This window comes from Methanocaldococcus indicus (assembly GCF_049554935.1).
Lineage (GTDB): Archaea > AGJL01 > Methanococci > Methanococcales > Methanocaldococcaceae > Methanocaldococcus > Methanocaldococcus indicus.
This window is the reverse complement of sequence record NZ_CP186926.1, coordinates 1,170,561-1,194,896: the sequence shown is the minus strand read 5'-3', so window position 1 is coordinate 1,194,896 and position 24,336 is coordinate 1,170,561. Positions and strand designations below refer to the sequence as shown.

29 protein-coding genes and 1 pseudogene are annotated in these 24,336 nt (G+C 27.1%); 16 read left to right on the top strand and 14 right to left on the bottom strand.

Annotated features, from left to right (window positions below; all coding sequences use genetic code 11):
* Positions 1-18: 18 nt before the first annotated feature.
* Positions 19-1,851 (bottom strand): aldehyde ferredoxin oxidoreductase N-terminal domain-containing protein, encoded by a 1,833-nt coding sequence (locus ACPB8Q_RS06805; RefSeq protein ID WP_423792428.1) that lies wholly within the window; start codon positions 1,849-1,851, stop codon positions 19-21.
* A gap of 84 nt (positions 1,852-1,935) precedes the next feature.
* On the opposite strand from ACPB8Q_RS06805, the gene ACPB8Q_RS06800 reads away from it, so the two are divergent.
* Genes ACPB8Q_RS06800 through ACPB8Q_RS06790 form a run of 3 tightly spaced genes read left to right on the top strand, consistent with a single transcriptional unit; the run spans position 1,936 to position 4,194 of the window.
* Complete coding sequence (locus tag ACPB8Q_RS06800) at positions 1,936-2,562, top strand: DUF2067 family protein (RefSeq protein ID WP_423792427.1); 627 nt, start codon at positions 1,936-1,938, stop codon at positions 2,560-2,562.
* Complete coding sequence (locus ACPB8Q_RS06795; protein WP_423792426.1) at positions 2,528-2,830, top strand: DNA-directed RNA polymerase subunit L; 303 nt, start codon at positions 2,528-2,530, stop codon at positions 2,828-2,830. Before ACPB8Q_RS06800 ends, ACPB8Q_RS06795 begins: the two co-directional genes overlap by 35 nt.
* Positions 2,831-2,880: 50 nt before the next feature.
* Positions 2,881-4,194 carry an MATE family efflux transporter gene (locus tag ACPB8Q_RS06790; RefSeq protein ID WP_423792425.1) on the top strand — a complete coding sequence of 438 codons (1,314 nt, stop codon included), beginning with the start codon at positions 2,881-2,883 and terminating at the stop codon, positions 4,192-4,194.
* On the opposite strand, the gene dapB is transcribed toward ACPB8Q_RS06790, so the two are convergent.
* Positions 4,149-4,970 carry a 4-hydroxy-tetrahydrodipicolinate reductase gene (dapB, locus tag ACPB8Q_RS06785; protein WP_423792424.1) on the bottom strand — a complete coding sequence of 274 codons (822 nt, stop codon included), beginning with the start codon at positions 4,968-4,970 and terminating at the stop codon, positions 4,149-4,151. The two genes, ACPB8Q_RS06790 and dapB, sit on opposite strands and share 46 nt — an antisense overlap.
* Positions 4,963-6,186: a nucleotide sugar dehydrogenase gene (locus tag ACPB8Q_RS06780; protein ID WP_423792423.1), complete on the bottom strand. Its 1,224-nt coding sequence runs from the start codon at positions 6,184-6,186 to the stop codon at positions 4,963-4,965. Before ACPB8Q_RS06780 ends, dapB begins: the two co-directional genes overlap by 8 nt.
* A gap of 120 nt (positions 6,187-6,306) precedes the next feature.
* On the opposite strand from ACPB8Q_RS06780, the gene gmhA reads away from it, so the two are divergent.
* The 13 genes and pseudogenes from gmhA (at position 6,307) to ACPB8Q_RS06715 (ending at position 15,636) form a co-directional block, all read left to right on the top strand.
* Positions 6,307-6,861, top strand: coding sequence for a D-sedoheptulose 7-phosphate isomerase (gene gmhA, locus ACPB8Q_RS06775; protein ID WP_423792422.1), 555 nt, complete (start codon positions 6,307-6,309; stop codon positions 6,859-6,861).
* A gap of 8 nt (positions 6,862-6,869) precedes the next feature.
* Positions 6,870-7,283: an SWIM zinc finger family protein gene (locus tag ACPB8Q_RS06770; RefSeq protein ID WP_423792421.1), complete on the top strand. Its 414-nt coding sequence runs from the start codon at positions 6,870-6,872 to the stop codon at positions 7,281-7,283.
* The gene (locus ACPB8Q_RS06765) at positions 7,280-7,921 is read left to right on the top strand and encodes an IS6 family transposase (protein ID WP_423793426.1); all 642 of its coding nucleotides are present in this window, start codon (positions 7,280-7,282) and stop codon (positions 7,919-7,921) included. The genes ACPB8Q_RS06770 and ACPB8Q_RS06765 overlap by 4 nt, the downstream gene beginning before the upstream one ends.
* Before the next feature lie 119 nt (positions 7,922-8,040).
* A pseudogene (gene sat / locus ACPB8Q_RS06760) lies at positions 8,041-9,191 on the top strand (sulfate adenylyltransferase).
* Positions 9,192-10,133 (top strand): DHH family phosphoesterase, encoded by a 942-nt coding sequence (locus ACPB8Q_RS06755; RefSeq protein WP_423792420.1) that lies wholly within the window; start codon positions 9,192-9,194, stop codon positions 10,131-10,133.
* A 10-nt stretch (positions 10,134-10,143) separates the two neighbouring features.
* A complete protein-coding gene (cysC, locus tag ACPB8Q_RS06750) occupies positions 10,144-10,668 on the top strand; it encodes an adenylyl-sulfate kinase (protein ID WP_423792419.1) in 525 nt (174 codons plus the stop codon).
* Positions 10,669-10,672: 4 nt separating this feature from the next.
* Positions 10,673-11,440, top strand: coding sequence for a sulfite exporter TauE/SafE family protein (locus ACPB8Q_RS06745; protein ID WP_423792418.1), 768 nt, complete (start codon positions 10,673-10,675; stop codon positions 11,438-11,440).
* Positions 11,437-11,655: a hypothetical protein gene (locus ACPB8Q_RS06740; RefSeq protein WP_423792417.1), complete on the top strand. Its 219-nt coding sequence runs from the start codon at positions 11,437-11,439 to the stop codon at positions 11,653-11,655. The genes ACPB8Q_RS06745 and ACPB8Q_RS06740 overlap by 4 nt, the downstream gene beginning before the upstream one ends.
* Before the next feature lie 34 nt (positions 11,656-11,689).
* On the top strand, positions 11,690-12,334 hold the full coding sequence (locus ACPB8Q_RS06735) for an IS6 family transposase (RefSeq protein WP_423792175.1): 645 nt from the start codon (positions 11,690-11,692) through the stop codon (positions 12,332-12,334).
* Positions 12,335-12,336: 2 nt separating this feature from the next.
* Positions 12,337-12,603, top strand: coding sequence for a glycosyltransferase (locus ACPB8Q_RS06730; RefSeq protein WP_423792416.1), 267 nt, complete (start codon positions 12,337-12,339; stop codon positions 12,601-12,603).
* A gap of 24 nt (positions 12,604-12,627) precedes the next feature.
* Positions 12,628-13,551 carry a sulfotransferase family protein gene (locus ACPB8Q_RS06725; protein ID WP_423792415.1) on the top strand — a complete coding sequence of 308 codons (924 nt, stop codon included), beginning with the start codon at positions 12,628-12,630 and terminating at the stop codon, positions 13,549-13,551.
* Between the two features lie 8 nt (positions 13,552-13,559).
* Positions 13,560-14,612, top strand: coding sequence for a glycosyltransferase family protein (locus tag ACPB8Q_RS06720; protein ID WP_423792414.1), 1,053 nt, complete (start codon positions 13,560-13,562; stop codon positions 14,610-14,612).
* Entirely contained in the window at positions 14,605-15,636 is a 1,032-nt protein-coding gene (locus tag ACPB8Q_RS06715) for a glycosyltransferase family 2 protein (RefSeq protein WP_423792413.1), read from the top strand. The genes ACPB8Q_RS06720 and ACPB8Q_RS06715 overlap by 8 nt, the downstream gene beginning before the upstream one ends.
* Here the strand turns inward: ACPB8Q_RS06715 and ACPB8Q_RS06710 are convergent.
* From ACPB8Q_RS06710 to ACPB8Q_RS06660, 11 genes are all read right to left on the bottom strand, one after another.
* Positions 15,628-16,857, bottom strand: coding sequence for a glycosyltransferase family 4 protein (locus tag ACPB8Q_RS06710; RefSeq protein ID WP_423792412.1), 1,230 nt, complete (start codon positions 16,855-16,857; stop codon positions 15,628-15,630). The genes ACPB8Q_RS06715 and ACPB8Q_RS06710 overlap by 9 nt on opposite strands.
* A complete protein-coding gene (locus tag ACPB8Q_RS06705) occupies positions 16,844-17,914 on the bottom strand; it encodes a glycosyltransferase family 9 protein (RefSeq protein ID WP_423792411.1) in 1,071 nt (356 codons plus the stop codon). Before ACPB8Q_RS06705 ends, ACPB8Q_RS06710 begins: the two co-directional genes overlap by 14 nt.
* A 16-nt stretch (positions 17,915-17,930) precedes the next feature.
* Positions 17,931-18,848: an ADP-glyceromanno-heptose 6-epimerase gene (rfaD, locus tag ACPB8Q_RS06700; RefSeq protein ID WP_423792410.1), complete on the bottom strand. Its 918-nt coding sequence runs from the start codon at positions 18,846-18,848 to the stop codon at positions 17,931-17,933.
* Complete coding sequence (locus ACPB8Q_RS06695) at positions 18,845-19,891, bottom strand: glycosyltransferase family 9 protein (protein WP_423792409.1); 1,047 nt, start codon at positions 19,889-19,891, stop codon at positions 18,845-18,847. The genes rfaD and ACPB8Q_RS06695 overlap by 4 nt, the downstream gene beginning before the upstream one ends.
* Positions 19,888-21,006: a glycosyltransferase family 9 protein gene (locus tag ACPB8Q_RS06690; RefSeq protein WP_423792408.1), complete on the bottom strand. Its 1,119-nt coding sequence runs from the start codon at positions 21,004-21,006 to the stop codon at positions 19,888-19,890. Before ACPB8Q_RS06690 ends, ACPB8Q_RS06695 begins: the two co-directional genes overlap by 4 nt.
* Before the next feature lie 81 nt (positions 21,007-21,087).
* A complete protein-coding gene (locus tag ACPB8Q_RS06685; protein ID WP_423792407.1) occupies positions 21,088-21,600 on the bottom strand; it encodes a D-glycero-alpha-D-manno-heptose-1,7-bisphosphate 7-phosphatase in 513 nt (170 codons plus the stop codon).
* Between the two features lie 135 nt (positions 21,601-21,735).
* Positions 21,736-22,017: a hypothetical protein gene (locus tag ACPB8Q_RS06680; protein WP_423792406.1), complete on the bottom strand. Its 282-nt coding sequence runs from the start codon at positions 22,015-22,017 to the stop codon at positions 21,736-21,738.
* The gene (locus ACPB8Q_RS06675) at positions 22,010-22,918 is read right to left on the bottom strand and encodes a bifunctional heptose 7-phosphate kinase/heptose 1-phosphate adenyltransferase (RefSeq protein WP_423792405.1); all 909 of its coding nucleotides are present in this window, start codon (positions 22,916-22,918) and stop codon (positions 22,010-22,012) included. Before ACPB8Q_RS06675 ends, ACPB8Q_RS06680 begins: the two co-directional genes overlap by 8 nt.
* The gene (gene rfaE2, locus ACPB8Q_RS06670) at positions 22,915-23,400 is read right to left on the bottom strand and encodes a D-glycero-beta-D-manno-heptose 1-phosphate adenylyltransferase (protein ID WP_423792404.1); all 486 of its coding nucleotides are present in this window, start codon (positions 23,398-23,400) and stop codon (positions 22,915-22,917) included. Before rfaE2 ends, ACPB8Q_RS06675 begins: the two co-directional genes overlap by 4 nt.
* A gap of 60 nt (positions 23,401-23,460) precedes the next feature.
* Entirely contained in the window at positions 23,461-23,901 is a 441-nt protein-coding gene (locus ACPB8Q_RS06665) for a HEPN domain-containing protein (protein ID WP_423792403.1), read from the bottom strand.
* Positions 23,877-24,320 carry a nucleotidyltransferase domain-containing protein gene (locus tag ACPB8Q_RS06660; protein WP_423792402.1) on the bottom strand — a complete coding sequence of 148 codons (444 nt, stop codon included), beginning with the start codon at positions 24,318-24,320 and terminating at the stop codon, positions 23,877-23,879. Before ACPB8Q_RS06660 ends, ACPB8Q_RS06665 begins: the two co-directional genes overlap by 25 nt.
* Positions 24,321-24,336 lie beyond the last annotated feature (16 nt).

Here is a 24,336-nt window from a genome sequence, read left to right as displayed (position 1 = left end):
TTTTTCCTTTTTACTTTATTATTTAATCTTCCAATCAATGTTAAATAATTCAGAATATTTATCTAAAAATCTTTTTAAATAATTATCTATATTTTCCTTGTTCCAGTTTTTGTTTCCACATTCTTTAGCCAATCCTACTAATAAATCTTTAACTCTTTCACTTTCAAAGTTATTCGGATAGATGCATTTTTTGTTATATTCATATATTTTCTTGTAAAGTTCTAAGCTATATTTTTCATAATTAAAATCTATATTAAAGATTTCACTGACAATTTTGTTTATAACTGGTTTTAGCCATTTTCTATGGAATCTACAAATTGTTAAATTATCTAATGCCAACTCTAATTTAACATTTTCATAAATCTTCTCAGCTAACTCCTCTGGCTCTAAAAATTCTGGCTTGTAGTATGTTAAATACCTCCCAGATATAACTAATGGCATAAAGAAGCCTGGACTCCAATAAAGATTTGGATTTATACTTGAACAATCTCCTAAGGCAATATAAACAGCAATATCTTTAAATTTAATTTCTTTTGTTCTGCTCTTGTACATCTCATCTAAGAGTTTAACAGCTTTTCTTGTTCCTAATGATAAGATTTTATATACTCTATTGTAGTTATTTGCTAAATTATTTAAGAACTTTATAGCTTGTTCTGAATTGTGTCTTGATATCTCTTTTATATCTCCTTCTAAGATATCTTTATAGTTGAAGTATGGAGTTTTAATATTGAGTTCTTCCTCCTTTAATAGTCCTCTATATAAAGATTCAAAAACAAAAGCTGTTAAATTTCCTACTTCAATAGCATCAAATCCTAAACTATCTACTTCTTTAACAACTTTATCAGCTTCATGTAAATCAAATATTCCTAAAAGTGTCCCATTTGCTGCATAAGGTTCATAATCAACCTTATTTTTATTCCTATATTTTTTACATACTACTGGACAAGGTTCTCCACAATTTTTCCAGCTCTTTGTTTCAATTGCCTCCTGATTAAATATTTTTAAATAATTTTCCAATATAATATTAAGAAGCTTTTTTCTCTCTTCTTTAGATATGTAAGGCATTTGCCAATTAAAGATAGGGACTTTTTCTTTGTAGATTAACCAGTTGTTTCCAAATGTCCCTCCTGTCTGAGATTCATCATTATATCTATATTTTTTAGTAAATTTCTTAACAACATTTATATAGCTCTCTTTATAATACTCTTCAACTATCTCCTTAACTTTATCTTTCAATGCTTTCTCTTCATTTTTGTCTCCAAAATATACAATTCCAGCTAAGTTATGAGCTTGATATAGAACAGAGCCACCACCACCTCTTGCAGCCCAATCTTCTGAACCTTCTACAACTTTGTTATTTAAGACAGTTTGAGAAAATAAGGCTCCTAAAGCTGTCTTTTTTGAAGCTTCACCAACAACAATAGCCCTCAAATTTCTTTCTTTATAGTGCTCAACTATATGGTTGTATATTTCATAAACTGTTCTAAAATCTTCCCTTATCTCAACAATATCTATACTTTTATCACTAATAATTAATAAAGAAGGCTTCTTAGCTCTACCAACAATAGCTACATTGTTGTAACCTGTTGCTAAAAACTGATATCCTGCTCCACCCATAGATGAAAAAAAGAAATTATCTGTTAATGGAGATTTAAAACAAAATGTTAATCTATGTCCCCCATAAACTGGAAGTCCAACAGTTCCAAATGTAAATACATTCCTATAATCATATACATCATACTTATATGTCTCAAATTTATTGTGCCAATATAATCCCCAATCTATTGGAAAGATATCTTTCTCAATAATTTCAATTTTTGAATTATTTAAATTTATAAATAAATTTTTCATCATTCCACCAAAATAACAATTATTATATTCTATTTATTAGTATTTATTTAAAAATATTTCTTATTAAAATTATTGGTGAAATTTATGAAGAGAATTATTGCTACTAAGGTTAGTGGTGAAGATGAAATATTGGAAATATGTAAAGCTTTGGAAAAGATGGGTATCGATTGTATTGTCAAATCTAAAAATAAGAATTTAAGAGTTTATGTATTTGGCTATGATAAGGAATCCTTAACAGAGAATTATAGAGCTGTAAGAACTCTTTTAGAAAAAATTAAGAGAAAGTATAATAAAGATAAAGAAGGTTATTATAAATACTACTTATCTGAATTGAAATATCCTGTTAATAAGGATTTAGTTATTGACACATTGAAGGAGTTAGGATATAGAGTTATACACTTAGAAGATGAAGGAGCTATAAAGACAGATGTGCCTCTTGATGAGTTTAACAAGATTTTAGAAGATTTGCATAACTTATACAATGAGCTTAGATTCTCAAAACTTGGCTCAAAACCTGTTAAGAATTTAGTGGTTCTTGTATCTTATTTAAAAAATAAACCTCTTGAAGATGTTATAGAAGAGGCATTAGATAAAGGATTTTTAAGAGAAGAAGAGGATAAAATTGTATTAAATAAAGATATAAACTTAGCTAAGAAAGAACTTTTAAAAGGTGAATATGATGGAGATAAAAATATTAGAGAAGAAAGATAATTTATTAGAGATTGAATTAGTTGGAGAAGACCACTCATTACCTAATTTATTAAAAGATGTTCTTTTAACAAAAAAAGGTGTTAAAATGGCATCTTACTATATTGAGCATCAACTCCTTCATCCTGAAACAGGAAGATACATAACCAATCCAAAATTAACAATATTGACAGAAGAGGGTGTAAATCCAATAGATGTGCTAAAAGAAAGTTTAAAGGATATTATAAATATGTGTGACAAAGTTTTAGAGGAATTAAAATCTCAAAAGTAAATATTTAATTCTCTTTTTTAATCTATCTCTTTATTGTAGAGGGGATATTGTTGGAACTTTTGGATAATCCTAAAAAATCAATCATTAGAATATCCAAACCTATAATTTTTGCTACATTTTTTGAGTCATTGTATAGTTTTGCTGATAGTTTTTGGGTAGCAGGTTTAGGAGCAGAGGCATTGGCATCAGTTGGTGCAAGTTTTCCAATTTTAATAATTTTTTATGCATTTGCCTGGGGATTGAGTATAGCTGTTAGCTCACTAATATCAAGGAGTTTAGGAGAAAATAATATTAAAAAAGCTGAAAAAGCTGTTTATAATGCAATTATTTTAGCTATTATATATTCATTATTTGTTATATTTATTTTCTATCCAAATGTGGATTTTATTTTAAATTTAATGAATGTAAATTTATTAGATGCAGTTTTATATTCAAAAACTCTAATTTTAGGAACAATTGTTTTAAATTTAGCTGATGTATTTTATGGAGTTTTTAGAGGGGTTGGTAGAACAAAAATAGTTATGATAGCAACAATAGTAGGATGTTTAATAAACATTATTTTAGACCCTATTTTTATATATACTTTAAAATTAGGTGTCTTAGGAGCAGGAATTGCATCAGTTGTTTCTATTTTTATCTCACTTTTAATATTGATATTTTATTACATAAAAACTAAACCATTAAAAATTTATAAAAAAATTGATTTTGAGATAATTAAGGATTTATTAAGAGTTTCTATACCTTCATCTTTTAATGATGTTATAGTTGCAGGAACTTTTTTCTTTTTAACATATTTAATAATGATGTTTGGAAATGATAAAGATTTAGCAGTATTTACAGGGGCTTTAAGAATAACTGAGTTTGGTTTTGTTCCTTTAATTGGATTGTCAAGTGGTGCAGTATCTGTTATTGGGGCATTATATGGAGCTAAGCTATACAAAAAAGTTAGAGAAGCTTATTTATATACTATAATTTATGGATTAATCTTAGAATTTATAATATTTTCTTTAATAGTTATTTTTTCTGATTATTTAGCATATATTTTTAGTTATGGAGATATATCATTAAAAGAGCCATTATCAAAAACATTAAAGATAGTTAGTATATATTTATTGTTTATTCCTTTTACTTTTTCTACATCTTCATTATTCCAAGCATTAGGTAGAGGAGAAGGTAGCTTTTTAATCTCTATAATTAGAGAATTTTTCCATATTTCATCAAGTTATATCTTGGCATTATTTTTAGGTTATTTGGGAATATGTATTGGTTGGAGTTTAGGAGATTTCTTTGCAGGAATTATATCCTTATTTATTGGAATTTATGTTCTTAATTCTCTCAATCCTAAGACATCAAAAGTGCCATAAATTCCTTCATCTTTATCTTTTAAAAATCTAATAGCTAAGATAACACCATTGATAAATGCTTGTCTGCTACTTGCTTTATGTGTCAATTCTAACTTTTCTCCATCTCCTGCAAATATAACAGTATGTTCTCCTACTACATCACCTCCTCTTACTGCATGTATTCCTATCTCGTCCTTTTTTCTTTCTCCAACTAAACCTTTTCTACCAAAAACAAAATAACCTCCTCCCCTATTCTCTTTAATTATTTCAGCAGCTTTTAATGCTGTTCCAGAAGGAGCATCTTTTTTATATCTATGATGCATCTCTATAATCTCAATATCATAATCTCCAAGTTTTTTAGCTAAGAACTCTAATGTTTTGAAGAATATATTAACACCAATTGCAAAATTCTCAGATATGACAGCTGAAACTTTATTCTCTCTAATTGCTTTTAAAATCTCTTCTTTTTGCTCTTTGGTAAATCCTGTTGTTCCTATAACCAATTTTACTTTATTTTTTGCAGCTGTTTTTACATTTTCAACACATGCATCAGCTATTGTAAAATCAACTAATACATCTGGCTTTTTCTCTTTTAATACTTTATCCATTTCATCAGCAGTATTTAAAATAACTCCTATTTTTCCTACTCCTATTAGTTCTCCAACATCTTTACCTTTATCTTTATGCCCTACTCTCTCAAATGCTGCTACTAATTCCATATCTTCCTGTTGTAGAATAGTTCTTATTATTCCTGAACCCATTCTTCCCAATGCACCTGTAACTGCCACTTTAATCATTTTTACCACCTAATATATAAATTTTGAAATCTTCATTTTTCCATAAATCTTTATTGATTATATTTCTTGTATCATAAATAACTCTTCTTTTCATTAATTTTCCAATTCTTTTTATATCCTCTTCCTTAAAGTTTTTATACTCATCATGGTCAGCCAACACAACAATTAACTCACTATCTTTGACACTCTCCTCCAAATTTAGTAGAGGATATTTAAAATCTCTTGCATATCTATCATAACATCTTACATCATAGTTATCCTTTAATAACTCATCAATTATCTTTTCAGCAGGACTTTCTCTTGTGTCATCTACATTTCCCTTATAAGTTACACCAAAAATAGTAACTGTTTTTTTAGCTAATTTTTTAATTTTATTAGCCACATATATGGGCATTTCATCATTTATTTCTCTTGCAGTTTTTATAAGCTTAGCTTCTTTACTTTTTTCAACTAAAAACCATGGGTCTATGCTTATACAATGCCCTCCAACACCTGGTCCAGGTTTAAGAATATTAACTCTTGGATGTTTATTAGCCAAGTTTATGGCTTCCCATACATCAATATTTAGCTCTTCAGCTATTTTAGCAAACTCATTAGCTAATGCAATATTAACATCTCTATAAATATTTTCCATTAACTTGACAGTTTCAGCTGTTTTTGTGTCAGTTAAATATATATTTCCCTTAACAAAGCTCTCATATATTTTTTTAGCTTTTATAGCAGATTCTTTATTAATTCCTCCAATAATTCTATCATTGTTTATTAGCTCATGTAATATATTTCCTGGCAAAACTCTCTCTGGACAATAAGCTAAATAAATATCTTTATTAATCATTTTATAAATCTCTTCACAAGTTCCAGGAGGAACAGTACTTTCAATAATTACAAGATTTTTATCTTTTATTAGAGGTTTTATACTTTCAACAGCATTTTTAATATAGCTTAAATCACATTTTTTATTTTTTAAAGGAGTTGGAACACAAACAATAAAAACATCTGCCTCTTCTGGTTTATCTTTAACTTCCAAATTTCCAGATTTTATAGCACCACTAACCAATGTTAATAAATCCTTCTCAGTTGTCTTAAAACTTAAATTTTTAATCTCCTTCAACCTCTTTTTATCAATATCTACTCCAACTACTTCATATCCTCTTACAGCTAAGATAGATGCCGTAGGTAATCCAATATAACCTAAACCAATAACACATATTTTCATCTAATATCATCCTCTAATAATTTGAACTAAAAGAATAATAATTTAGTTATTATAAAACATTTATTAAGTTAAGTTAGTAGAATAAATAATAGAATAAATAAATAATATATTGGTGAAATTATGAAAGAGTATTTTAAAGAAAGTGCTAATGTAAAATTAAAGTTTATTGAAGAAAATGAAGATAAGTTAAAAAAAGCTATTGATATAATATATAATGCATTAAAAAATGGAAATAAAATTTTAATTTGTGGAAATGGTGGTTCAGCTGCTGATGCTCAGCATTTTGCAGCTGAAATAGTTGGAAGGTTTAAGTTGGAAAGAAAAGGAATGCCAGCTATTGCATTAACAACAGATACATCTATTTTAACAGCTATTGGGAATGATTATGGATTTGATAAGATTTTTGAAAGACAAGTAGAGGCATTAGGAAAAGAGGGAGATGTTTTAGTTGGAATATCTACAAGTGGAAACTCAGAAAATGTTATAAAAGCAGTTAATAAAGCAAAAGAAATGGGAATTTATACAATTGGATTATTGGGGAAAGGAGGGGGAAAATTAAAGGATATTGTTGATTTAGCTTTAATAGTTCCTTCTAATGATACAGCAAGAATTCAAGAATGTCATCTAACCATATATCATGTTATATGTGAAGAAGTTGAGAAGATGTTATTTTGAGAGATATTATGGATGAAATCATCAGAAAATATGGATATGAGATATATAAAAGAGGAGTTGAATATTACAAAGAAGGAAGAGTAAAGAGTGTAATAAAGTTTGGAGACAAGATATATGGTAAAGTTATTGGAACTCATGTTTATGATGTAGTTGTTAATTTAAAAACTTTGGAATCAGAATGTTCCTGTTCTTATGGTTATAACTGTAAGCATGGAGTTGCAACTCTCTTAAGTTATAAAAATAATGAATATATTGATGCAGACAAAATAATAGATAAATTAAAGAATATGGAAAAAGAGGAGTTAGTAAAATACATAATTGAAAGAATTAAATATCATCATCCAGAATTTGCATTTAATTTTATTGGGCTGTTGAACAGAGAGTGTCAAGTTAAGCTTTTATTAATAATTGATAAAAAATAATAAAATATAAAGCTCACGATAAGAGAATCGAAGAGGAGAAGATTTTTAAAAGGAATAAGAAGTCGATAGAAGTTAAAATCTTAGCTGGGATTTTGTATTATCTTGGACTATCGTTGAGGAAGGTAAGTTTGTTTCGTTCCCAATTCGAAAGTATAAGCCATGAGTCGGTTAGGACTTATTATCACAAGATTAAAGATGTTTTAAACGAACCTGAAAGAAAGGAAAGATACGCAATTGCAATCGATGAGACCAAACTAAAGATTGGAAATGAAAATATTTACGTATGGTCTGCTATTGATGTTGAATCGAAAGAGTGCTTGGGAGTTTATGTTTCTGAAACAAGAAACTGCCTCGATACTATATTATTCGTTAAGAGTATATTAAAATTTTGCTCTAATAAGCCGAAGATTTTGGTCGATGGTGGAAGATGGTATCCGTGGGCATTGCAAAGATTGGGTTTAGAATTTGAAAGAGTCAGATTCGGACTGAGAAATTGTGTAGAAAGCTTTTTCTCACTACTCAAACGAAGAACTAAAGCATTTTATAATAGGTTTCCTAATAACAGCAAATTCGATACAGTTGTTAGCTGGATTAAAAGTTTCATGATGTTCTACAATTGGTTGATGTCGTTAACTTGACAGTGTCGGAATAGTATTCCAAAAAATTCAAAAATAGATAATTTGTATTATTTATTATATATTTTACTTTTTACTAAACGATCCTTTGAAATATTTTTGTGAAGTATGGGGTGATAATTTTGGTTTCAAAGCCACATGGAGGAAAATTGGTTAGAAAACTATCATCAAAAAAAAAACTAAAGAGAGAATTTTAGATGAAAAGGATGAATACCAAAAAATCCAAATTAGAGAGGGAATAGCAGTTGATTTAGAAAATATTGCTTATGGAGTTTATTCTCCACTTGAGGGATTTCTAAGAGAGGAAGAATTTCAATCAGTTTTAGATACTATGAGATTACCGAATGGCTTACCGTGGAGTATTCCTATTGTTTTGGATGTTAGCGAAAAAGAGCTCAATTTTGGAGTAGAAGATACAATTCTACTTTTTTACAAAGACATTCTGATAGCAGTGATGCATGTTGATGACATCTATAAGTATGATAAAAAAGAATTTGCCCAGAAGGTTTTTAAAACAACAGATATAAATCATCCTGGAGTTGCTAAAGTCATGGATATGGGAGAATACCTTGTTGGTGGAGAAATTTATCTTCTAAATGAGTTACCTAATCCTTTTGAAAAATATACCCTTAGACCATCAGAAACAAGAGTTTTATTTAAAAAAAGAAAATTTGAGACAATAGTTGCATTCCAAACAAGAAATGTTCCTCACTTAGGACATGAGTATTTACAAAAATTTGCCTTAACTTTTGTTGATGGTCTTTTTATAAATCCAGTTCTCGGAAAGAAAAAGAAAGGAGATTATAAAGATGAAGTTATTTTAAAAGCGTATGAGACATTATTTGAACATTACTATCCAAAAGATTCCGCAGTTTTAGCAACTGTTAGGTATGAAATGAGATATGCTGGACCGAGAGAAGCCATACACCACGCAATAATGCGTAAGAACTTTGGATGTACTCACTTTATTGTTGGAAGAGACCATGCAGGAGTAGGAAATTATTATAAGCCTTACGAAGCACAAGAGATATTCAAAAACTTCCCTGATTTGGGTATAACTCCAATGTTTTTTAAAGAATTTTTCTATTGCAAAAAATGTAAAGGTATAGTAAATGAAAAAATTTGTCCTCATCCAATGGAAGATAGGAAATATTTTAGTGGAACAAAAATCAGGAACATGATAATGAATGGAAAGATACCTCCAGAACACTTTATGAGAAAAGAGGTTTATGAAGTTATAAAAAGTTTCAAAAATCCATTTGTAGGTGAGTAAATGTTAATTATCCATCACTGGGATACTGATGGGATAACTTCAGCAGCTTTAACAGTTAAAGCATTAAATTTAGAGGATTTTGTAAATGTAACTCCACCAATTGGAGAATTTAGGTTTGATAAAAGAATTTGGGAATGGATTGAAAAATCAGAAAAAATTTATGTTTTAGATTTAAATCTTCCAAATGAAGTAGAAAACATAAAAAAAGAAACAATATTTATTGACCATCATATTCAAAAAAAGATTGAAAACCCTCATGTTAAACAAATAAATCCAGTTTTGATTGGAAAAGATTATCCTTCAGCATCTTTTGTAGTTTCTGAATATTTTTCTTTTTGGAATTACTTATCTGCACTTGGAGCTGTAGGGGATATTGGGGAAAGAGCATATAATATTCCAAAAATTTTAGAGCTTTTAAAGGAAAAAAATCTTAGTAAAGAAGAGACTTTAAAGTTAGTTCAATTGATTGATTCTAACTATATCATTATGGATAGAAAAAGCGTAGAAAATGCTGTAAAAGTTGTTTTAGAATTAGAACCAAAAGAAATTTTAGAGTATGAAAAGTGGAACAAGAACCTTGAAAAAATCAATGATGCAATAGAGAATGCAATTTCAAATATTAAGGTTAAAGAAGGATTTGCTTTCATTGAATTTGAGAGTAAATTTAATATTATATCAAAAGTTGCAAGAAAAGTTGTTTGGGAAATGAGTTATGATGGAGCAATAGTTGTAAATAAAGGTTTCCATGGAAAAGCACAGATATACTTTAGAATTTCACCTAATTTGGAGAATGATATAAAAATAAGTGAGATTATTCAAACATTGAAATCTAAAGGATTTAATGTTGGTGGTAAAAATGATGTCTTAGGATGTATTTGCAACAAAGACAGCATTAATGAAGTTTTAAGCATTATTCAAAATAATAATATTTCAAAAAAATAAGGGAGACAAAATGACAGGATTTACAATTTGGCTTACCGGGCCAAGTGGAGCAGGAAAAACAACTTTAGCAAAAGCACTAAAAAATAGATTAAATGAAATGGGATACAACGTTGAGATTTTAGACGGGGATGAAATCAGAAAAACACTTTATCCAAATTTGGGGTTTAGTAGAGAAGCAAGGGAACTGCATAATAGAGTAGTTATTTACATAGCTAAATTACTTTCAAAAAATGGGACTATTGCAATAGTTTCACTTATTTCACCTTATAGGAGTGTTAGGGAATACGCAAGAAAAGAAATTGGCAAGTTTATGGAAGTTTATGTTTATGCCCCTCTTGAAGAAAGAATTAAAAGAGACCCAAAAGGTCTTTATGCTAAAGCATTAAAAGGTGAAATTAAAGGCCTTACGGGATATGATGGGGTCTATGAAGAACCAGAAAATCCAGAAGTTATTGTAGATACTTCAAAAATGAGTGTTAATGAAGAAGTTGAATTAATAATAAAAAAGGCGAGAGAGCTTGGATATTTAGGGTGATTTTTTGCATTGGATCATTTTTATTATTTTGGGGTTTATAGTTGGAGTTGTTGTGGGTCTTACTGGTATTGGTGGTGGAGTATTGATGGCCCCATCATTGATATTTTTAGGAGTTGAGCCAATAATTGCTATTGGAACTGATTTGTTATATGCTGCAATAACAAAAGGATTGGGTGCTTATTTTCATAATAAAAAAGGAAATGTAAATACCGATATTGCTCTAAAACTATTTTTTGGTAGTTTTCCAGCTATAGCTATTGGTTCTATAATACTAAGAACTATTAATAGAGACGAAATAAATACTTTTTTAACAATAATGCTTAGTATTGTTTTAATATTTACTTCAATTATAAATTTAAAAAAAGAATTTTTTTGTATTCATAAAAAATATAATTCATCCAAAATTTTAGTATTTTTTGGATTTTTAGTAGGGCTGGTTGTTCAATTTACGTCCATAGGTAGTGGGGTATTAATTACTTTTGCATTAATGAACTTTACAAATCTTTCTCCAAGAGATGTTATTGGAACAAGTTTATTTTATGGACTTCTATTGACATTTTTTAGCAGTGTAAGTTATATAAGTTTAGGAAGTGTTAATTATAATTTGGTTTTACTTTTAATTTTTGGAACTATTCCTGGGGTTTATTTGGGAGCATACTTGAATTCAAAAATAAAACCAAAAAATTTAAGAAAAATGATATCATTAATGATTTTAGTTGTGGGTGTGGTGCTTTTAATTAAAAAAATAAAAGCAATAATGGTGATGTTATGACAGTATTTTTTAATTTAAAGTATAATAATAGTAATAGACTAACAAATGATTATATTTATATTGATATTGATAAATTCTTGGAAATATGTGAATCATATAGGATATTACCTGATTACTGCTATAATAAAATAAAAAATTATGAACTAAATATTATAGAAGATAATATTTATAGTTTTTATAACAATATACTATCATCAATGAGAGTGTCAAGTTAAGCTTTTATTAATAATTGATAAAAAATAATAAAATATGAAGCTCACGATAGAAGTCTTAAAGGAGAGAATCGAAGAGGAGAAGATTTTTAAAAGGAATAAGAAGTCGATAGAAGTTAAAATCTTAGCTGGGATTTTGTATTATCTTGGACTATCGTTGAGGAAGGTAAGTTTGTTTCTTTCCCAATTCGAAAGTATAAGCCATGAGTCGGTTAGGACTTATTATCACAAGATTAAAGATGTTTTAAACGAACCTAAAAGAAAGGAAAGATACGCAATTGCAATCGATGAGACCAAACTAAAGATTGGAAATGAAAATATTTACGTATGGTCTGCTATTGATGTTGAATCGAAAGAGTGCTTGGGAGTTTATGTTTCTGAAACAAGAAACTGCCTCGATACTATATTATTCGTTAAGAGTATATTAAAATTTTGCTCTAATAAGCCGAAGATTTTGGTCGATGGTGGAAGATGGTATCCGTGGGCATTGCAAAGATTGGGTTTAGAATTTGAAAGAGTCAGATTCGGACTGAGAAATTGTGTAGAAAGCTTTTTCTCACTACTCAAACGAAGAACTAAAGCATTTTATAATAGGTTTCCTAATAACAGCAAATTCGATACAGTTGTTAGCTGGATTAAAAGTTTCATGATGTTCTACAATTGGTTGAAGTCGTTAACTTGACAGTGTCAGCAGTTGCTGAAGCTATGGCGACAGGTCTTCCAGTAATCGTATCAAATAATGTAGGAATAAAAGATATTATAAAAGATGGAAAAAGTGGATTTATAGTTCCAGTAATGGATACTGAAATTTTAAAAGAAAGAATTTTATATTTTTACGAGAATAGAGATGAAATAAAAAGAATGGGTAAAAACTCAAGAAAACAGATTGAGAAATATAGTTGGGAGCGTTTTGGGGATAAATTATTTATAAATTTAAAACAAGTACTATAGCTATGATATAAGAAAGGTGAATTTATGGAAAAAACCATAAATTTTATAGGTATTGGAACTCCAAAAAGTGGGACTACGTGGTTAGCAAAATGTCTTTCTGAACATCCTGAAATATACCTTCCAGAGAAAAAAGAAATACATTTTTTTAATAAATATTACTATTGTGAGAAATTTGAATTTGAAGAGAATTATAAAAAGGGAATTGAGTGGTATTTATCCAACTTTAATTCAGAAAAGCCAATTAAGGGGGAATTTTCACCTTCATACTTCGCAGACCCCTTAGCATATAAAAGAATAAAAAAACACTTTCCAAATATTAAATTAATTGTAATATTTAGAAATCCTATTGAAAGGTTATACTCAAGCTACTTCTACTCGTTACCTTCCTCATTTATATTAAGAAAACATTTTAAAGAGTTAAAAAATTTAGAACATATAACATTTGAAGATTATTTAAAAGTAGCTAAGTGGGACATAGAAATTGGTTTTTATTATAAACATCTTCAAAAATGGTTATCTTTGTTTGATAAGGAGCAAATTTTTATATGTTTTTATGATGATATAATAAGTAATCCAAAAAAATTATTAAAGGATATTTATGAATTTTTAGAAGTTAATAATATTAATTACATTCCAAAATCTTTAAAAAGAAAAGAAAATGCTGGAATTCTTCCAGATGTCTCTTCTAAATGGTATAAATTATTCAATAAATTTGAAATTGTATTATTGGAAAATATCTCTAAATTTCCTTATGTTTATAGTTTAGCTAGAAAATTAAAATTAGGAAGAGTTTATCAAAAGATTTATGTGAATTTGGCATATAGAAGAAGTAAAAAACCAAAAATAAGAAAAGAAACAAAAGAATATCTAATTAGATTATATAAAGACGATATATTATCATTAAGTGAATTCACAGGAAGAGATTTAAGTCATTGGCTAAAAATTTAGGTGAAATTATGAAAATTTTATTATTAGATACTTTACATTCCCATTATCTTAAAAATACTCTTTATATTGGACTAAAAAAAATATTAGGTGAAAATATTGATATTTTTCCTTTGCCAAATATCGATAAAGAATCTTTTACAGTAAAATATGATAAAAAAGATATTTCAAATTGGAAAAAGATTAAAGAAAATATAGATAACAATTGTTATGATTATATAATTATTGGATGCCTAAATGATTATATTGCTAATTTCATTAGATATATTTTAGAAAACAGTAAGAAAAATATAATTATAATAGATTTCGATGATATTCCTTATATAAGAAAAATAATTTTTAGTAATAAAGTTCTTGTATATTTTAAAAGAGAAAAACTAATTAATGATTTAGAATCTTATATTTATCTTAAAAAGCATTTATCTGCTGTTTTATATCATAATTCAAAAATATTATTTAAAAGTATATCTAATTCAATTTTTTTAAATGGTTTGTACCTATATCCAACAAATATTATAAAAAACGAAAAAATACGCCCAATTCCTTTAGGTATTGTAAATTTAGAAGAACACTATCCTATTTTAAAAAATATTAAAAAGAAAGACTATGACGTTTCATTTATTGCAACGCCAAATACTAAAGAGAGAAAAATTATTTTTAGTATATTAACAGAATTAGAAAAAGAATATGATATAAAATGTTATACAAACAAAGGTAGTTTAAGGTTTGAAGATTATTTGAAAATAATAGCCTCTTCAAAAATATCTATAAATACTTATGGATATGGAGTAGATACTTTTAGATATTATGAAATACCATACTTAAAAACAATGTTATTAACAAAAAAGCCAATAATTGAAATACCTAATAATTTTATTAATGGAAAATCGGCTGTTTTTTACAATAATGTTAATGAAATTAGAGACTTAATTTTTTATCATTTAGAAAACAATAGATGGAAAAAAATTGCAAAAGAAGGAAATGCTCATGTTAATAAATATTTTTTAGATAAAAAATTAGCACAGTATTTTTTGAATATAATTGAAGGTGAAATAAATGAGTAACACTTTATTGTCTATTGTAGTAGTGACAAATAACAGAAAAGAAGATTTAAAAAATTTATTAGATAGCATTTTAACACAGAGAAATGTTGATAGAGATTTATATGAAATTGTTATTGTAAATAACGGTGAAGACATTATAGACTTAATAAAAAATTATGAAAAGAAATTAAACATTAAATATATAAATAATAACAAAAATGTTGGGGCTTCCAAAGGTAGAAACATTGGTGTTAAGAATTCAAATGGTAAATATATTCTCTTTTTAGATGACGATAACTATCTGCAAAATGAGAATATTTTAAAAAGTATTATAGAAAAAGATATTGGATTATTAGAAAAAAATGACGAAATCGGTGCTATTCGTTATGCTACTGAATATCCAATATACAAAAACGGGAAAAGAATTGGCTATGAATATGCAGTTTGTGAATTAGATAAAAAAACAAAAAAATGTTATGATCTTGCAAATAACATAAATTTATTAAAAAAAAATTCTGTATATTTTTATTTAAATCATTTTGCAACATGTGGAGTTTTAATTAAAAAAGAAGCTTTTAAAAAGATAAATGGTTTTGATGAAAATATGTTTGTATATGCGGAAGACATTGATTTATCTATTAGACTTTGGATTAATAATTATAAAGTTGTTTTAAATCCATGGATAGTAATAAGACATAATGAAACACCTAAAAGAAGAAATAACTTATGGAGAGAATACCAGATGACAAAAAATCAAATATTAATGTTATATAAAAATTATCCATTATTTTTATTTTTCATATATGTTCTAAATTGGTTAACTATTCAAAGTATACTATCTTATAAAAATTTAAAACAGAAAGAACCAAATATTTCTTTTTTACAAATGTATTCTGAATTTCTGAAAGGGACACTTCATGCATTCAAATTAATATTTTCTGGTAAAATAAAAAGAAAGCCTATGTCCTTTAAAATGTGGAAATATATTAGATTTGAGATACCAAAAGAAAATATAAGAATATTAAAAGAAAAAGGATTATTGTAAAATTGACCTATAAAACTCAGCATGTTCCTTTGCTTTCTTTTCAGCATCAAAGTTTAATGCCCATTTTCTTGCATTTTTTCTAAATTCTTTTTTTAAATCTTCATTTTCTATAAGTTCTTTTATTTTACAATATATTTCAAAAGAATCTCTTGGCTTCACTAAAAAACCTGTTTCTCCATTTTTAACAATATTGGGTATCTCCCCAGTTAATGAAGAAATTACAGGCAAGCTACACATTTGTGCTTCAATATAAACAAACCCATACTGCTCAAGCCAATGAATATTTGGATTTGGAGTTAATACAAAAACGTCTACTAAATTATAATAATCAGGTAAGTTAAAATAATCAAGAAACCCTAAGAATTTTACATATTTTCCAATTCTAAAAGTTTTGGATAATTCCTTCAATTTATTTTTTAAATTTCCAGAACCCAATATTAACCAATAAATATCAATTTTATTTCTATATTCTTCAATTAATTTTTTTATTGCCCAAAACATATCAATATATCCTTTTTCATATTCAATTCTGCCAATAGATAAGACAAAAAACTTTCTTTTAGCGTTATTTTCTATTTCTATTTTTCTCATGTATTTTTCTTTTAGATTCTCTTTTTCTTTCTCTGAATATGGATTAAATACTTTTGAATCCACCCCATAATATATTGTCTCTATTTTATTCTTATTCCAACCTTCTAAAATTAAGGCATTTTTAACAGTTTTTGATTTCGCCAATATTTTATCACAGTTTGTTAATGAATATCTTTTATTTTTTTTATGATAAATTCTTTCTATTTTAAATAATGAAAAAGGAGTTCCAAGGTATGAGAAATATTCCCAATTATATGGTAAATTTTCCCATGTTTCTACAACTATTTTATAATTATATTTTTTAGACAACCTAATTACATCAACGGTATAAGGAGAAAAAGGTTCTAAACTATGAACTATATCAAAATCTTCCTTTTTTATTATTTCTTCAAGTTTTATAACTTTATTCCCAATAGAAAAAAAATAGTTTAAAAAATCAACTAATACTGGAATTTTAATAATATCCTTTATTCTTTTAGCATTATAATATTTTATTTTATACTTTTCTAAAAAATTTTTCCCTTCTATTGGTAAAACATAAAAATCAATTCCAAACTTATTGTAATATTTAAAATTTTGGTATAGCCAAGGTGCGTAATTGCCAATATACAACACTTTAATCTTTTCCATAATATCCCCACTCATTCTCATTTGTTGCTACATAAAATGTTTTTATCTTTTTCTTTAATGCTGAAGCTACATGAACTACAAATGTATCAACACTATAGATAATATCTACCAAATCTATAAAATGAATATACTCCAACAAACTAAAAAGCCCTGCAATATTAAAAACTCTTTTATTATCTATTAAATGCCCTAAATTTTTATTAATTATTGATTTTTCATTTTTTGCCCCACCAATAAAAATTAAGCTATCTTTTTCTTTTAATAAATTTTTTATTATAATTTCCCATTCTTTCCAACTAATATTTTTTTCTTCTCTTCCACTTATTGGATGGATTAACACAATTTTTATATTTTTTTCCTTGTCTATATCTAAATTAAACGTATTTTTTAATTTTTTCTTTATATTCATCATAATTTTTTCATCTAACTTGAGTTCAAGTTCTTTTTCCTCTATATTTAGTCCCATTTTTTCAAGAATATTTAAATATCTATCAACTATATGTTCAACTTTTTTAAAATTCCAACTGATTTCTCTATCAATCAAAAATCTAAATCCTCTAATTCCATAGGCAATGGTATATTTCCCAACGAATCTTGCAATAAGTAGATTTCTTGGGTCAGGATGTAAATCAAAAACTAAGTCATATTTTTTATAATTCTCTTTTATAAACTTTAGAACATTCCAAAAACCCTCGGAATCATTTCTACTAAGCCATGGAGTGTTTAATATAATAATATTATCTATCCATGGAATCAACTTAAATAAATCTTTTGTAAGTTTTCTACATAAAACAGTTAGTTTAGCATTAGGGTAGTTTCTTTTTAATTCTCTAAAAAATGATGTAGTTAATATAACATCACCGATTTGTTCAACTCTAATTATCAATATATTTTCAATTTTTTTAGGAAATTTTCTTTTTTTAAATAATGGATTCAAAAAAATGTCTAAGAAATATAAAAATAGTGCTAAATATTTATTTACTACTCTATAGTAATACTTATTGTTAATTACCCAACCAGCAATAAACTTCTGTTTAATCTTATCCACTTTAAACATATATTACCACAAATATCTATATATATGAATTCTCTTTCAACCACTTAACATAATCTTTAACTGCTTCTTCAAAACTCCACTCTGGTTTATATCCTAAATATTCTTTAGCTTTGGTTAAATCTGCTTCAGTATAATCTTGATAAAACTCTTTATATGGATTGTCAAAATACTCTGGTTCATAGTTAAATCCTAACACCTTATTCAAAACTTCAATTATATAATTAAAAGTAACTGCTCTTCCACTACCAATATTCACAATACAGCTTTTCTTAGCATCCATAGCTAATAGATTTGCTTTAACAACATCTTTAACATACACTTGGTCTCTTTTTTGCTCTCCCCATTTAAAAATTCTTGGTCTTTTGCCATCGACCATCTGTTTTGCTAATTGCCAAACCATGGAAGCCATCTTTCCCTTATACTGCTCTCTCGGTCCAAAGACATTAAAATACCTTAATCCAACTATATGTGCTTCTGGAAATCTTTTCATATACTTTTTTGCAATACAATCACAAATCCATTTTGAAAAGCCATAGATATTGTTTGGTTTTCCAGCATCTTCTTCTTTTTGAGGAGCTTTAGAGTTACCATAAGTTGCTGCTGATGATGCATATATAAACTTAATGTTATTCTCAACAGCAAAATCTAAAAACCTCCTAAAACCTTCTGTGTTAATTTGCATCATTAATTTTTGGTCTTGAACTGTTGTATCTGTTATCGCCGCTTGATGAAAAATAACATCAACATTATTAAATCTATTTAAATCAACATCTAAAATATTTTCTGTGATAACATCCCCTTCAAAACCTATAAGGTTTTTAAAATGCCCAGATGAAAAATCATCTAAAACTATAACTTCATAACCTTTATTTTGTAGTTCTAATGCTAAGTTAGACCCAATAAATCCTGCTCCTCCAGTGACCAAAACTTTCATTTTATATCACCAATAACTTCATCAATAATATTTAATACTTCTTCAGTTTTTATACATTCCATGCATCTCTTTTTATAAGGACAAGGTTTTGGAAATCTTCCCCACAAATCATAACATGGATTACACCCTATTTGTTTCCAAATATATTTGCTTTCTTTATGTAATGGAGCTTTTTCAGATGGATGAGTAGGACCAAATATACTAATAATTTTTTTATTAACTGATGCTGCTAAATGCATTGGTCCGCTATCATTACAAACAACAACATCACATTTTTTTAATAAAGCAGAACTTTCTTTTAAAGATGTTTTTCCTATAGTAGAAATGCATTTAACTTCTTTTAGTATTGTTTTTTCAATTCCTTTATCTGTCTTTCCTCCAATTAACAAAACTTCAAATCCTTTTTCTTTTAATTTTTTTATTAGCTCTATATATTTTTTAGAGTCCCATCTTCTTAAATCATCATCTCCAACTCCAATATTTCTTGCTCCTCCTGGACAAATTCCAACAACAACTTTATCATTTAAATTATTTTCATCCCAAAATCTTTCTGCAAAGTCCAAATCTTTCTCACTTAAAAATATTTCCATCTCCCAATCTTCATAATTTGGCTCAATTCTTAAACCCTTCAGTAAATCCAAATAATAAAAAATCTCATGCTTTCTTCCAAAATAAGGAACTTTATAAGTTAAAAACTTTCCTTCACCAAACCTATCAAAGCCAATTCTTTTTTTAATTCCAAACAAAAAAGCAGTTAAATTAAAAATCCAATGTTTGTCTAAAACAAAAATTGTATCATATCTCCTTTTTCTAATTTTAAAAATTAACTTTAACCATTCTTTAAAATCTTTTTTAAAGAATATATCTTCGTCAAATTTAATTATGTTATCTAAATGCTTGTTTCCTTCTAAAACCCCATAAGAATATTTCCCAATTAAATAATCAATGGTGGCGTCTTTAAAATTTTTTCTTAATTGTCGTATTAATGGTGTCGTCATTAAAGTATCTCCTATAGCTCCAATCTTGAATAGTAGAATTTTCATTTTCTCACCATATTTACAACAACATTATAAACATCTTCCACCTCAATTAAATCCATGCACTTTCCATTTAATTCACATCTTTTAAACTCTCCTTTATGAACATTTATACAAGGAGAACAATCTAAGTTGTCTGCCTTATAAATAGCAATATTCCCATCACCAAAAGGAGCAAACCTTTCTGGTAAATTTGGCCCAAATAAGCCAATTGTCTTGGTTTCCATAGCAGCACTTAAATGCATAGGTCCAGTATCATTAGATATAAAAACTTTAAATTTTGTTAATAAATAAGCAAATTCTCTCAAATTAGTTTTACCTACAAAGTTAAATACTCTATTTTTAAATTTATCATCAACTAAATTTAGGACTTTTTCATTTACTTCATAGTCATTTTTACTACCAGTTAAAATAATATAGAATCCATCCTCAACTAACTTTTCAATTAATTTAGCAAACTTCTCTTTTTTCCAGCTTCTCCATGGAGCTGTTTCAGCAGTTCCACAATGGATGCCAATTAATTCTTTATCCTCTAAGCTATATTTTCTCAACAACATATCAACATTCTCTTTATCATTCTCTCCATATTTTAGAGGAACTAATTTTTTTGGTTTATATGTGATACCAAACGGTTTTAACATATTACAAAAATTATAAACTGCATGAATTTTATCATTATAATCAATTTTAAAATCATATAACTTATCTCTAAAAAGACCCTTAAATCCAATAACAGTTTTACCTAAAAACCAACCTAATATAGCAGATATATTTAGATAAGGTTCAGTATCAATCACAACATCATACTTTTTAAAATTCTTTAAAACTTTCCAAAAATCTTCCAAATCAATAACTTCATCAACAAAGTCAATATTTTCAAAAACCCCTTTACTTCTCTTTGTTACTAAAACAGATATATTATATCCCTCTTCTTTTAGTCTTTTTATCATAGGAAGAGTTAATATACTTTCTCCCAAAGTCCATAATCTAATAATCAATATATTTTTTGGTTTTCTATCTCTTAGATTCTTATGTGTCTTAGTTTTTAAGAAAGATATAAATAATATTGCCAAATTTCCTATATGTTTATCGACCATCCTTAATATTGAAATTATATCCACAATATCACATTTTTTAAATTAGGTTTTGCCTTTTTTCTTCCAAATTCTTTAAAATTTTCTTAACAAATCGTTAATATAAACTTATTTATTATTCTTAATAATCTCAACACAATCATATAAACTTTTAGCTGTAAAATCAGCCTCAGTTTTATCATTATCATCATAAAGAATCCTTATTGTTTTACAACCAACACTCTTCCCACAGATTATATCACTTTCACTATCACCAATCATCCAACTTTTTTTAAAATCAATATTCCACTTTTCCTTAGCTTTTAAAAGCATTCCATTTTTTGGCTTTCTGCAATTACAAGTCCCTTCTAAGTGTGGGCAATAAAAAATATCATCAATCTCTGGCAACAATTTAAGCATATAATTATGAATAACTTTTAAATCATCCTCTGTCATAATTCCTTTGGCTATTCCCTGCTGATTAGTTACAACTATCAACAAATAACCCATTTTTTTAAATTCAATTAACGCCTCTCTAACTTTAGGCAGTAATTCAAACTCATCTATTTTTTTAACATAATCCTCAATTAATCTTTTATTTATAACCCCATCTCTATCTAAGAAAATTGCTTTATTGTCCATAATTTCCCTTTATTTTCATCTTAATACCAATCCTATATTTTTTAATATATTAGGAATTTAATATATTAGGAATAAATGGTGATATTATAATTAATATTATTAATATTTTTATCCAAAAATCAAGTTTTTGATTAATTAATTCAATTTTTTTTCTAATCTTTCTTCAACAAGCATTAAATCCTCTTTTGTTGCAAGTTCTTTTCTTAATTCATCTCTAACGTCATTTCTAATTATTGCTGATTGATACTTAATTTCTTCTCTTGCAACACAGATTGATGTTTCTTTAATCTTTTCTTTAAGTAATTCATTCTCCTCTTTCAATTTTTTTATTTCTTTTTCTAATTTTTCAATTTTTAAAGCTAAATCATTAATTGAGATGCTTGACATATTTTCATCAAAAAATTTAAATTTAATCAAACAACTCCTCTAAGCAAACTGTTGCAGTTCCAACTTTTCCAACAACAATTGAACTTGCCTTATTTGCCAATTTAACGGCATCAACTAAATCATAACCTTTATCTAATGCATATCCTAAAACAGCAATAAATGTATCTCCAGCTCCAGAGACATCATGAACTTCTTTAACTTTTGTTGGGATATGGAAAATTTCTCCATCTAATGTTATCAATGTAGCTCCTTTTTCACTCCTTGTTATAACAAAGTTTGAGTTGTATTTATCAACTAACTCTAAACCAGCTTTTTCTACCTCATCATCTTTATTCTCTATCTCTATCCCTAAAATTTGAGAAGCTTCTTTTAAATTTGGTTTTATTAAATAAACTTTTTTATAAAGTTCAATATTTTTAGGTTTTGGGTCAACTAAGATTTTTCCTTTAAATTCTTTTTTTATACTTTCCATAAGTTCTTTTGTAATTAATCCCTTTGCATAATCAGAAATTATCAATATATTTGATTTTTCATTGAGATTTTTAATAACTTCTAAGATTTTTTCAGCTAAGTTATCATTTATAGGATAAACTTTTTCATAATCAACCCTAAGCAATTGCTGATTATATCCTAAGGCAACAAACCTATGCTTTACAATTGTTGGCCTTCCATCAGAGATAAAATAATATTTGATATTATTCTTTTCACATAACTCTTTAATACATTTTCCAAATTCATCATTATTTAAGATACTAACTAAAAATACACCATGATTTAAAGATGCTATATTATTAGCTACATTTCCAGCTCCTCCTAAGGTATATCTTTCTTCAACTACATTTAATATTGGGACTGGAGCTTCTGGATTTATTCTCTCAACCTTTCCATAAGTGTATTTATCTAACATTACCTCTCCTAAAACTATTATCATTTTTTCCCCTCTTTGTATTTCTCTAAAACCCAATCTATTATTTTTGTTGTTGAAAAACCATCAATTAAAGGAATTATTTTTATTTTTCCACCATAACTTTTAACAATTTTAGCTTCAGGTAAATCTTCTTCTTTATAATCTCCTCCTTTCACATGAACATCTGGCTTAATGATTTTTATCAACTCTATTGGAGTTTCTTCATCAAAAGGAACTACAAAATCAACAGCCTTTAAGTTATCTAAAACATAAGCTCTGGAGTATAGAGGAATTATTGGTCTTTTATTACCTTTTATCTTTTTTATTGATTCATCTGAATTTATCCCAACTATTAAAACATCTCCCAGCTTCTTTGATTTATTTAAATATTCTACATGTCCCCTATGAATTATATCAAAACATCCATTAGTAAAGATGATTTTTAGATTTTGGCTTTTTAACTCTTTAATTATCTTTTCTAATAATTCCCTATTCTTAATTATCATACTCATACCTATTTTATGTGGTAATATTTTAATATTTTCAGGAGCATATATTGTATAATTTTACTCTAAATCATATTTTTCTTTTAAAAACTCCTTAACAACCTTTAAAACATACTCTGCATTTTTAAGACATTCTTCTGCATCTTCTTTGGTATAATTATCCAGTGGATTCCACACTTCTTCCCCCATTGGTTCAGGATAGCGAGGCAAAGCCCAATGTCTTTCTAATTCCCTTATTATAGGTAATAAGCTATCAAACCTCTCTTTCCAATATTCATCAAACTTATCCAAATTCCTAACCAGTAAATTTGAGACGTAGTGTGTTTTTATAAAAATTCCAAATAAGATTAAGACAGATTTAATACCTTTTTCAATACACTGTTGAGAGTGAAAGACAGAGCCAGCATAATGTTTTGTTTCTAACAAAATTTTGGCAATTTCTAAATCTTCTTCTGCCATAGATAAAAAGTATTTGCTTAAATTAACTCTGCTATCTTCCATTCTTTATCCCTCTCAACATAAATGGCCCCATCTTTTTTTATAATCGGCCTTATTTTTTCAATATAATTATTCCAAAAATTGTTTTTGTCATAAATAACCTTATAACCAGTTAAAATACCATAAATTAATGGACTTATTGATTTAGTTGATAATTCTTCTGGCTTAATTAAAATTGGAGATATGGTTATGTGATATTTTTTAAGAAACTCTAAGTCAATATCTTTTATAATTTTATACCTATCAATTCTTCTTTTTGGCAAGTTATTAGCAATAACTAATAAATCAATATCGGAATATTCAGTTGCTGTCCCTTTTGCATAAGAACCAAATAAAACTATTGATATTAAATTATCACCAAATTTTTCTTTACATCTTTCTAAAAATTCATTTAAGATTTTATTTAATTTTTCTTCATCCATTATTTATCACCCTATA

Excerpts from the sequence above, each read along its gene's own strand:
- ACPB8Q_RS06660 (WP_423792402.1), bottom strand. The coding sequence starts at position 24,320 with ATGGATGAAGAAAAATTAAATAAAATCTTAAATGAATTTTTAGAAAGA.
- ACPB8Q_RS06795 (WP_423792426.1), top strand. The coding sequence starts at position 2,528 with ATGATGGAGATAAAAATATTAGAGAAGAAAGATAATTTATTAGAGATT.
- ACPB8Q_RS06725 (WP_423792415.1), top strand. The coding sequence starts at position 12,628 with ATGGAAAAAACCATAAATTTTATAGGTATTGGAACTCCAAAAAGTGGG.
- ACPB8Q_RS06735 (WP_423792175.1), top strand. The coding sequence starts at position 11,690 with ATGAAGCTCACGATAGAAGTCTTAAAGGAGAGAATCGAAGAGGAGAAG.
- ACPB8Q_RS06695 (WP_423792409.1), bottom strand. The coding sequence starts at position 19,891 with ATGAAAATTCTACTATTCAAGATTGGAGCTATAGGAGATACTTTAATG.
- ACPB8Q_RS06675 (WP_423792405.1), bottom strand. The coding sequence starts at position 22,918 with ATGATAATAGTTTTAGGAGAGGTAATGTTAGATAAATACACTTATGGA.
- ACPB8Q_RS06715 (WP_423792413.1), top strand. The coding sequence starts at position 14,605 with ATGAGTAACACTTTATTGTCTATTGTAGTAGTGACAAATAACAGAAAA.
- ACPB8Q_RS06665 (WP_423792403.1), bottom strand. The coding sequence starts at position 23,901 with ATGGAAGATAGCAGAGTTAATTTAAGCAAATACTTTTTATCTATGGCA.
- rfaD (WP_423792410.1), bottom strand. The coding sequence starts at position 18,848 with ATGAAAGTTTTGGTCACTGGAGGAGCAGGATTTATTGGGTCTAACTTA.
- ACPB8Q_RS06685 (WP_423792407.1), bottom strand. The coding sequence starts at position 21,600 with ATGGACAATAAAGCAATTTTCTTAGATAGAGATGGGGTTATAAATAAA.
- ACPB8Q_RS06805 (WP_423792428.1), bottom strand. The coding sequence starts at position 1,851 with ATGAAAAATTTATTTATAAATTTAAATAATTCAAAAATTGAAATTATT.
- ACPB8Q_RS06740 (WP_423792417.1), top strand. The coding sequence starts at position 11,437 with ATGACAGTATTTTTTAATTTAAAGTATAATAATAGTAATAGACTAACA.
- dapB (WP_423792424.1), bottom strand. The coding sequence starts at position 4,970 with ATGATTAAAGTGGCAGTTACAGGTGCATTGGGAAGAATGGGTTCAGGA.
- cysC (WP_423792419.1), top strand. The coding sequence starts at position 10,144 with ATGACAGGATTTACAATTTGGCTTACCGGGCCAAGTGGAGCAGGAAAA.
- ACPB8Q_RS06710 (WP_423792412.1), bottom strand. The coding sequence starts at position 16,857 with ATGGAAAAGATTAAAGTGTTGTATATTGGCAATTACGCACCTTGGCTA.
- ACPB8Q_RS06780 (WP_423792423.1), bottom strand. The coding sequence starts at position 6,186 with ATGAAAATATGTGTTATTGGTTTAGGTTATATTGGATTACCTACGGCA.
- ACPB8Q_RS06800 (WP_423792427.1), top strand. The coding sequence starts at position 1,936 with ATGAAGAGAATTATTGCTACTAAGGTTAGTGGTGAAGATGAAATATTG.
- ACPB8Q_RS06770 (WP_423792421.1), top strand. The coding sequence starts at position 6,870 with ATGGATGAAATCATCAGAAAATATGGATATGAGATATATAAAAGAGGA.
- rfaE2 (WP_423792404.1), bottom strand. The coding sequence starts at position 23,400 with ATGATAATTAAGAATAGGGAATTATTAGAAAAGATAATTAAAGAGTTA.
- ACPB8Q_RS06720 (WP_423792414.1), top strand. The coding sequence starts at position 13,560 with ATGAAAATTTTATTATTAGATACTTTACATTCCCATTATCTTAAAAAT.
- ACPB8Q_RS06755 (WP_423792420.1), top strand. The coding sequence starts at position 9,192 with ATGTTAATTATCCATCACTGGGATACTGATGGGATAACTTCAGCAGCT.
- gmhA (WP_423792422.1), top strand. The coding sequence starts at position 6,307 with ATGAAAGAGTATTTTAAAGAAAGTGCTAATGTAAAATTAAAGTTTATT.
- ACPB8Q_RS06705 (WP_423792411.1), bottom strand. The coding sequence starts at position 17,914 with ATGTTTAAAGTGGATAAGATTAAACAGAAGTTTATTGCTGGTTGGGTA.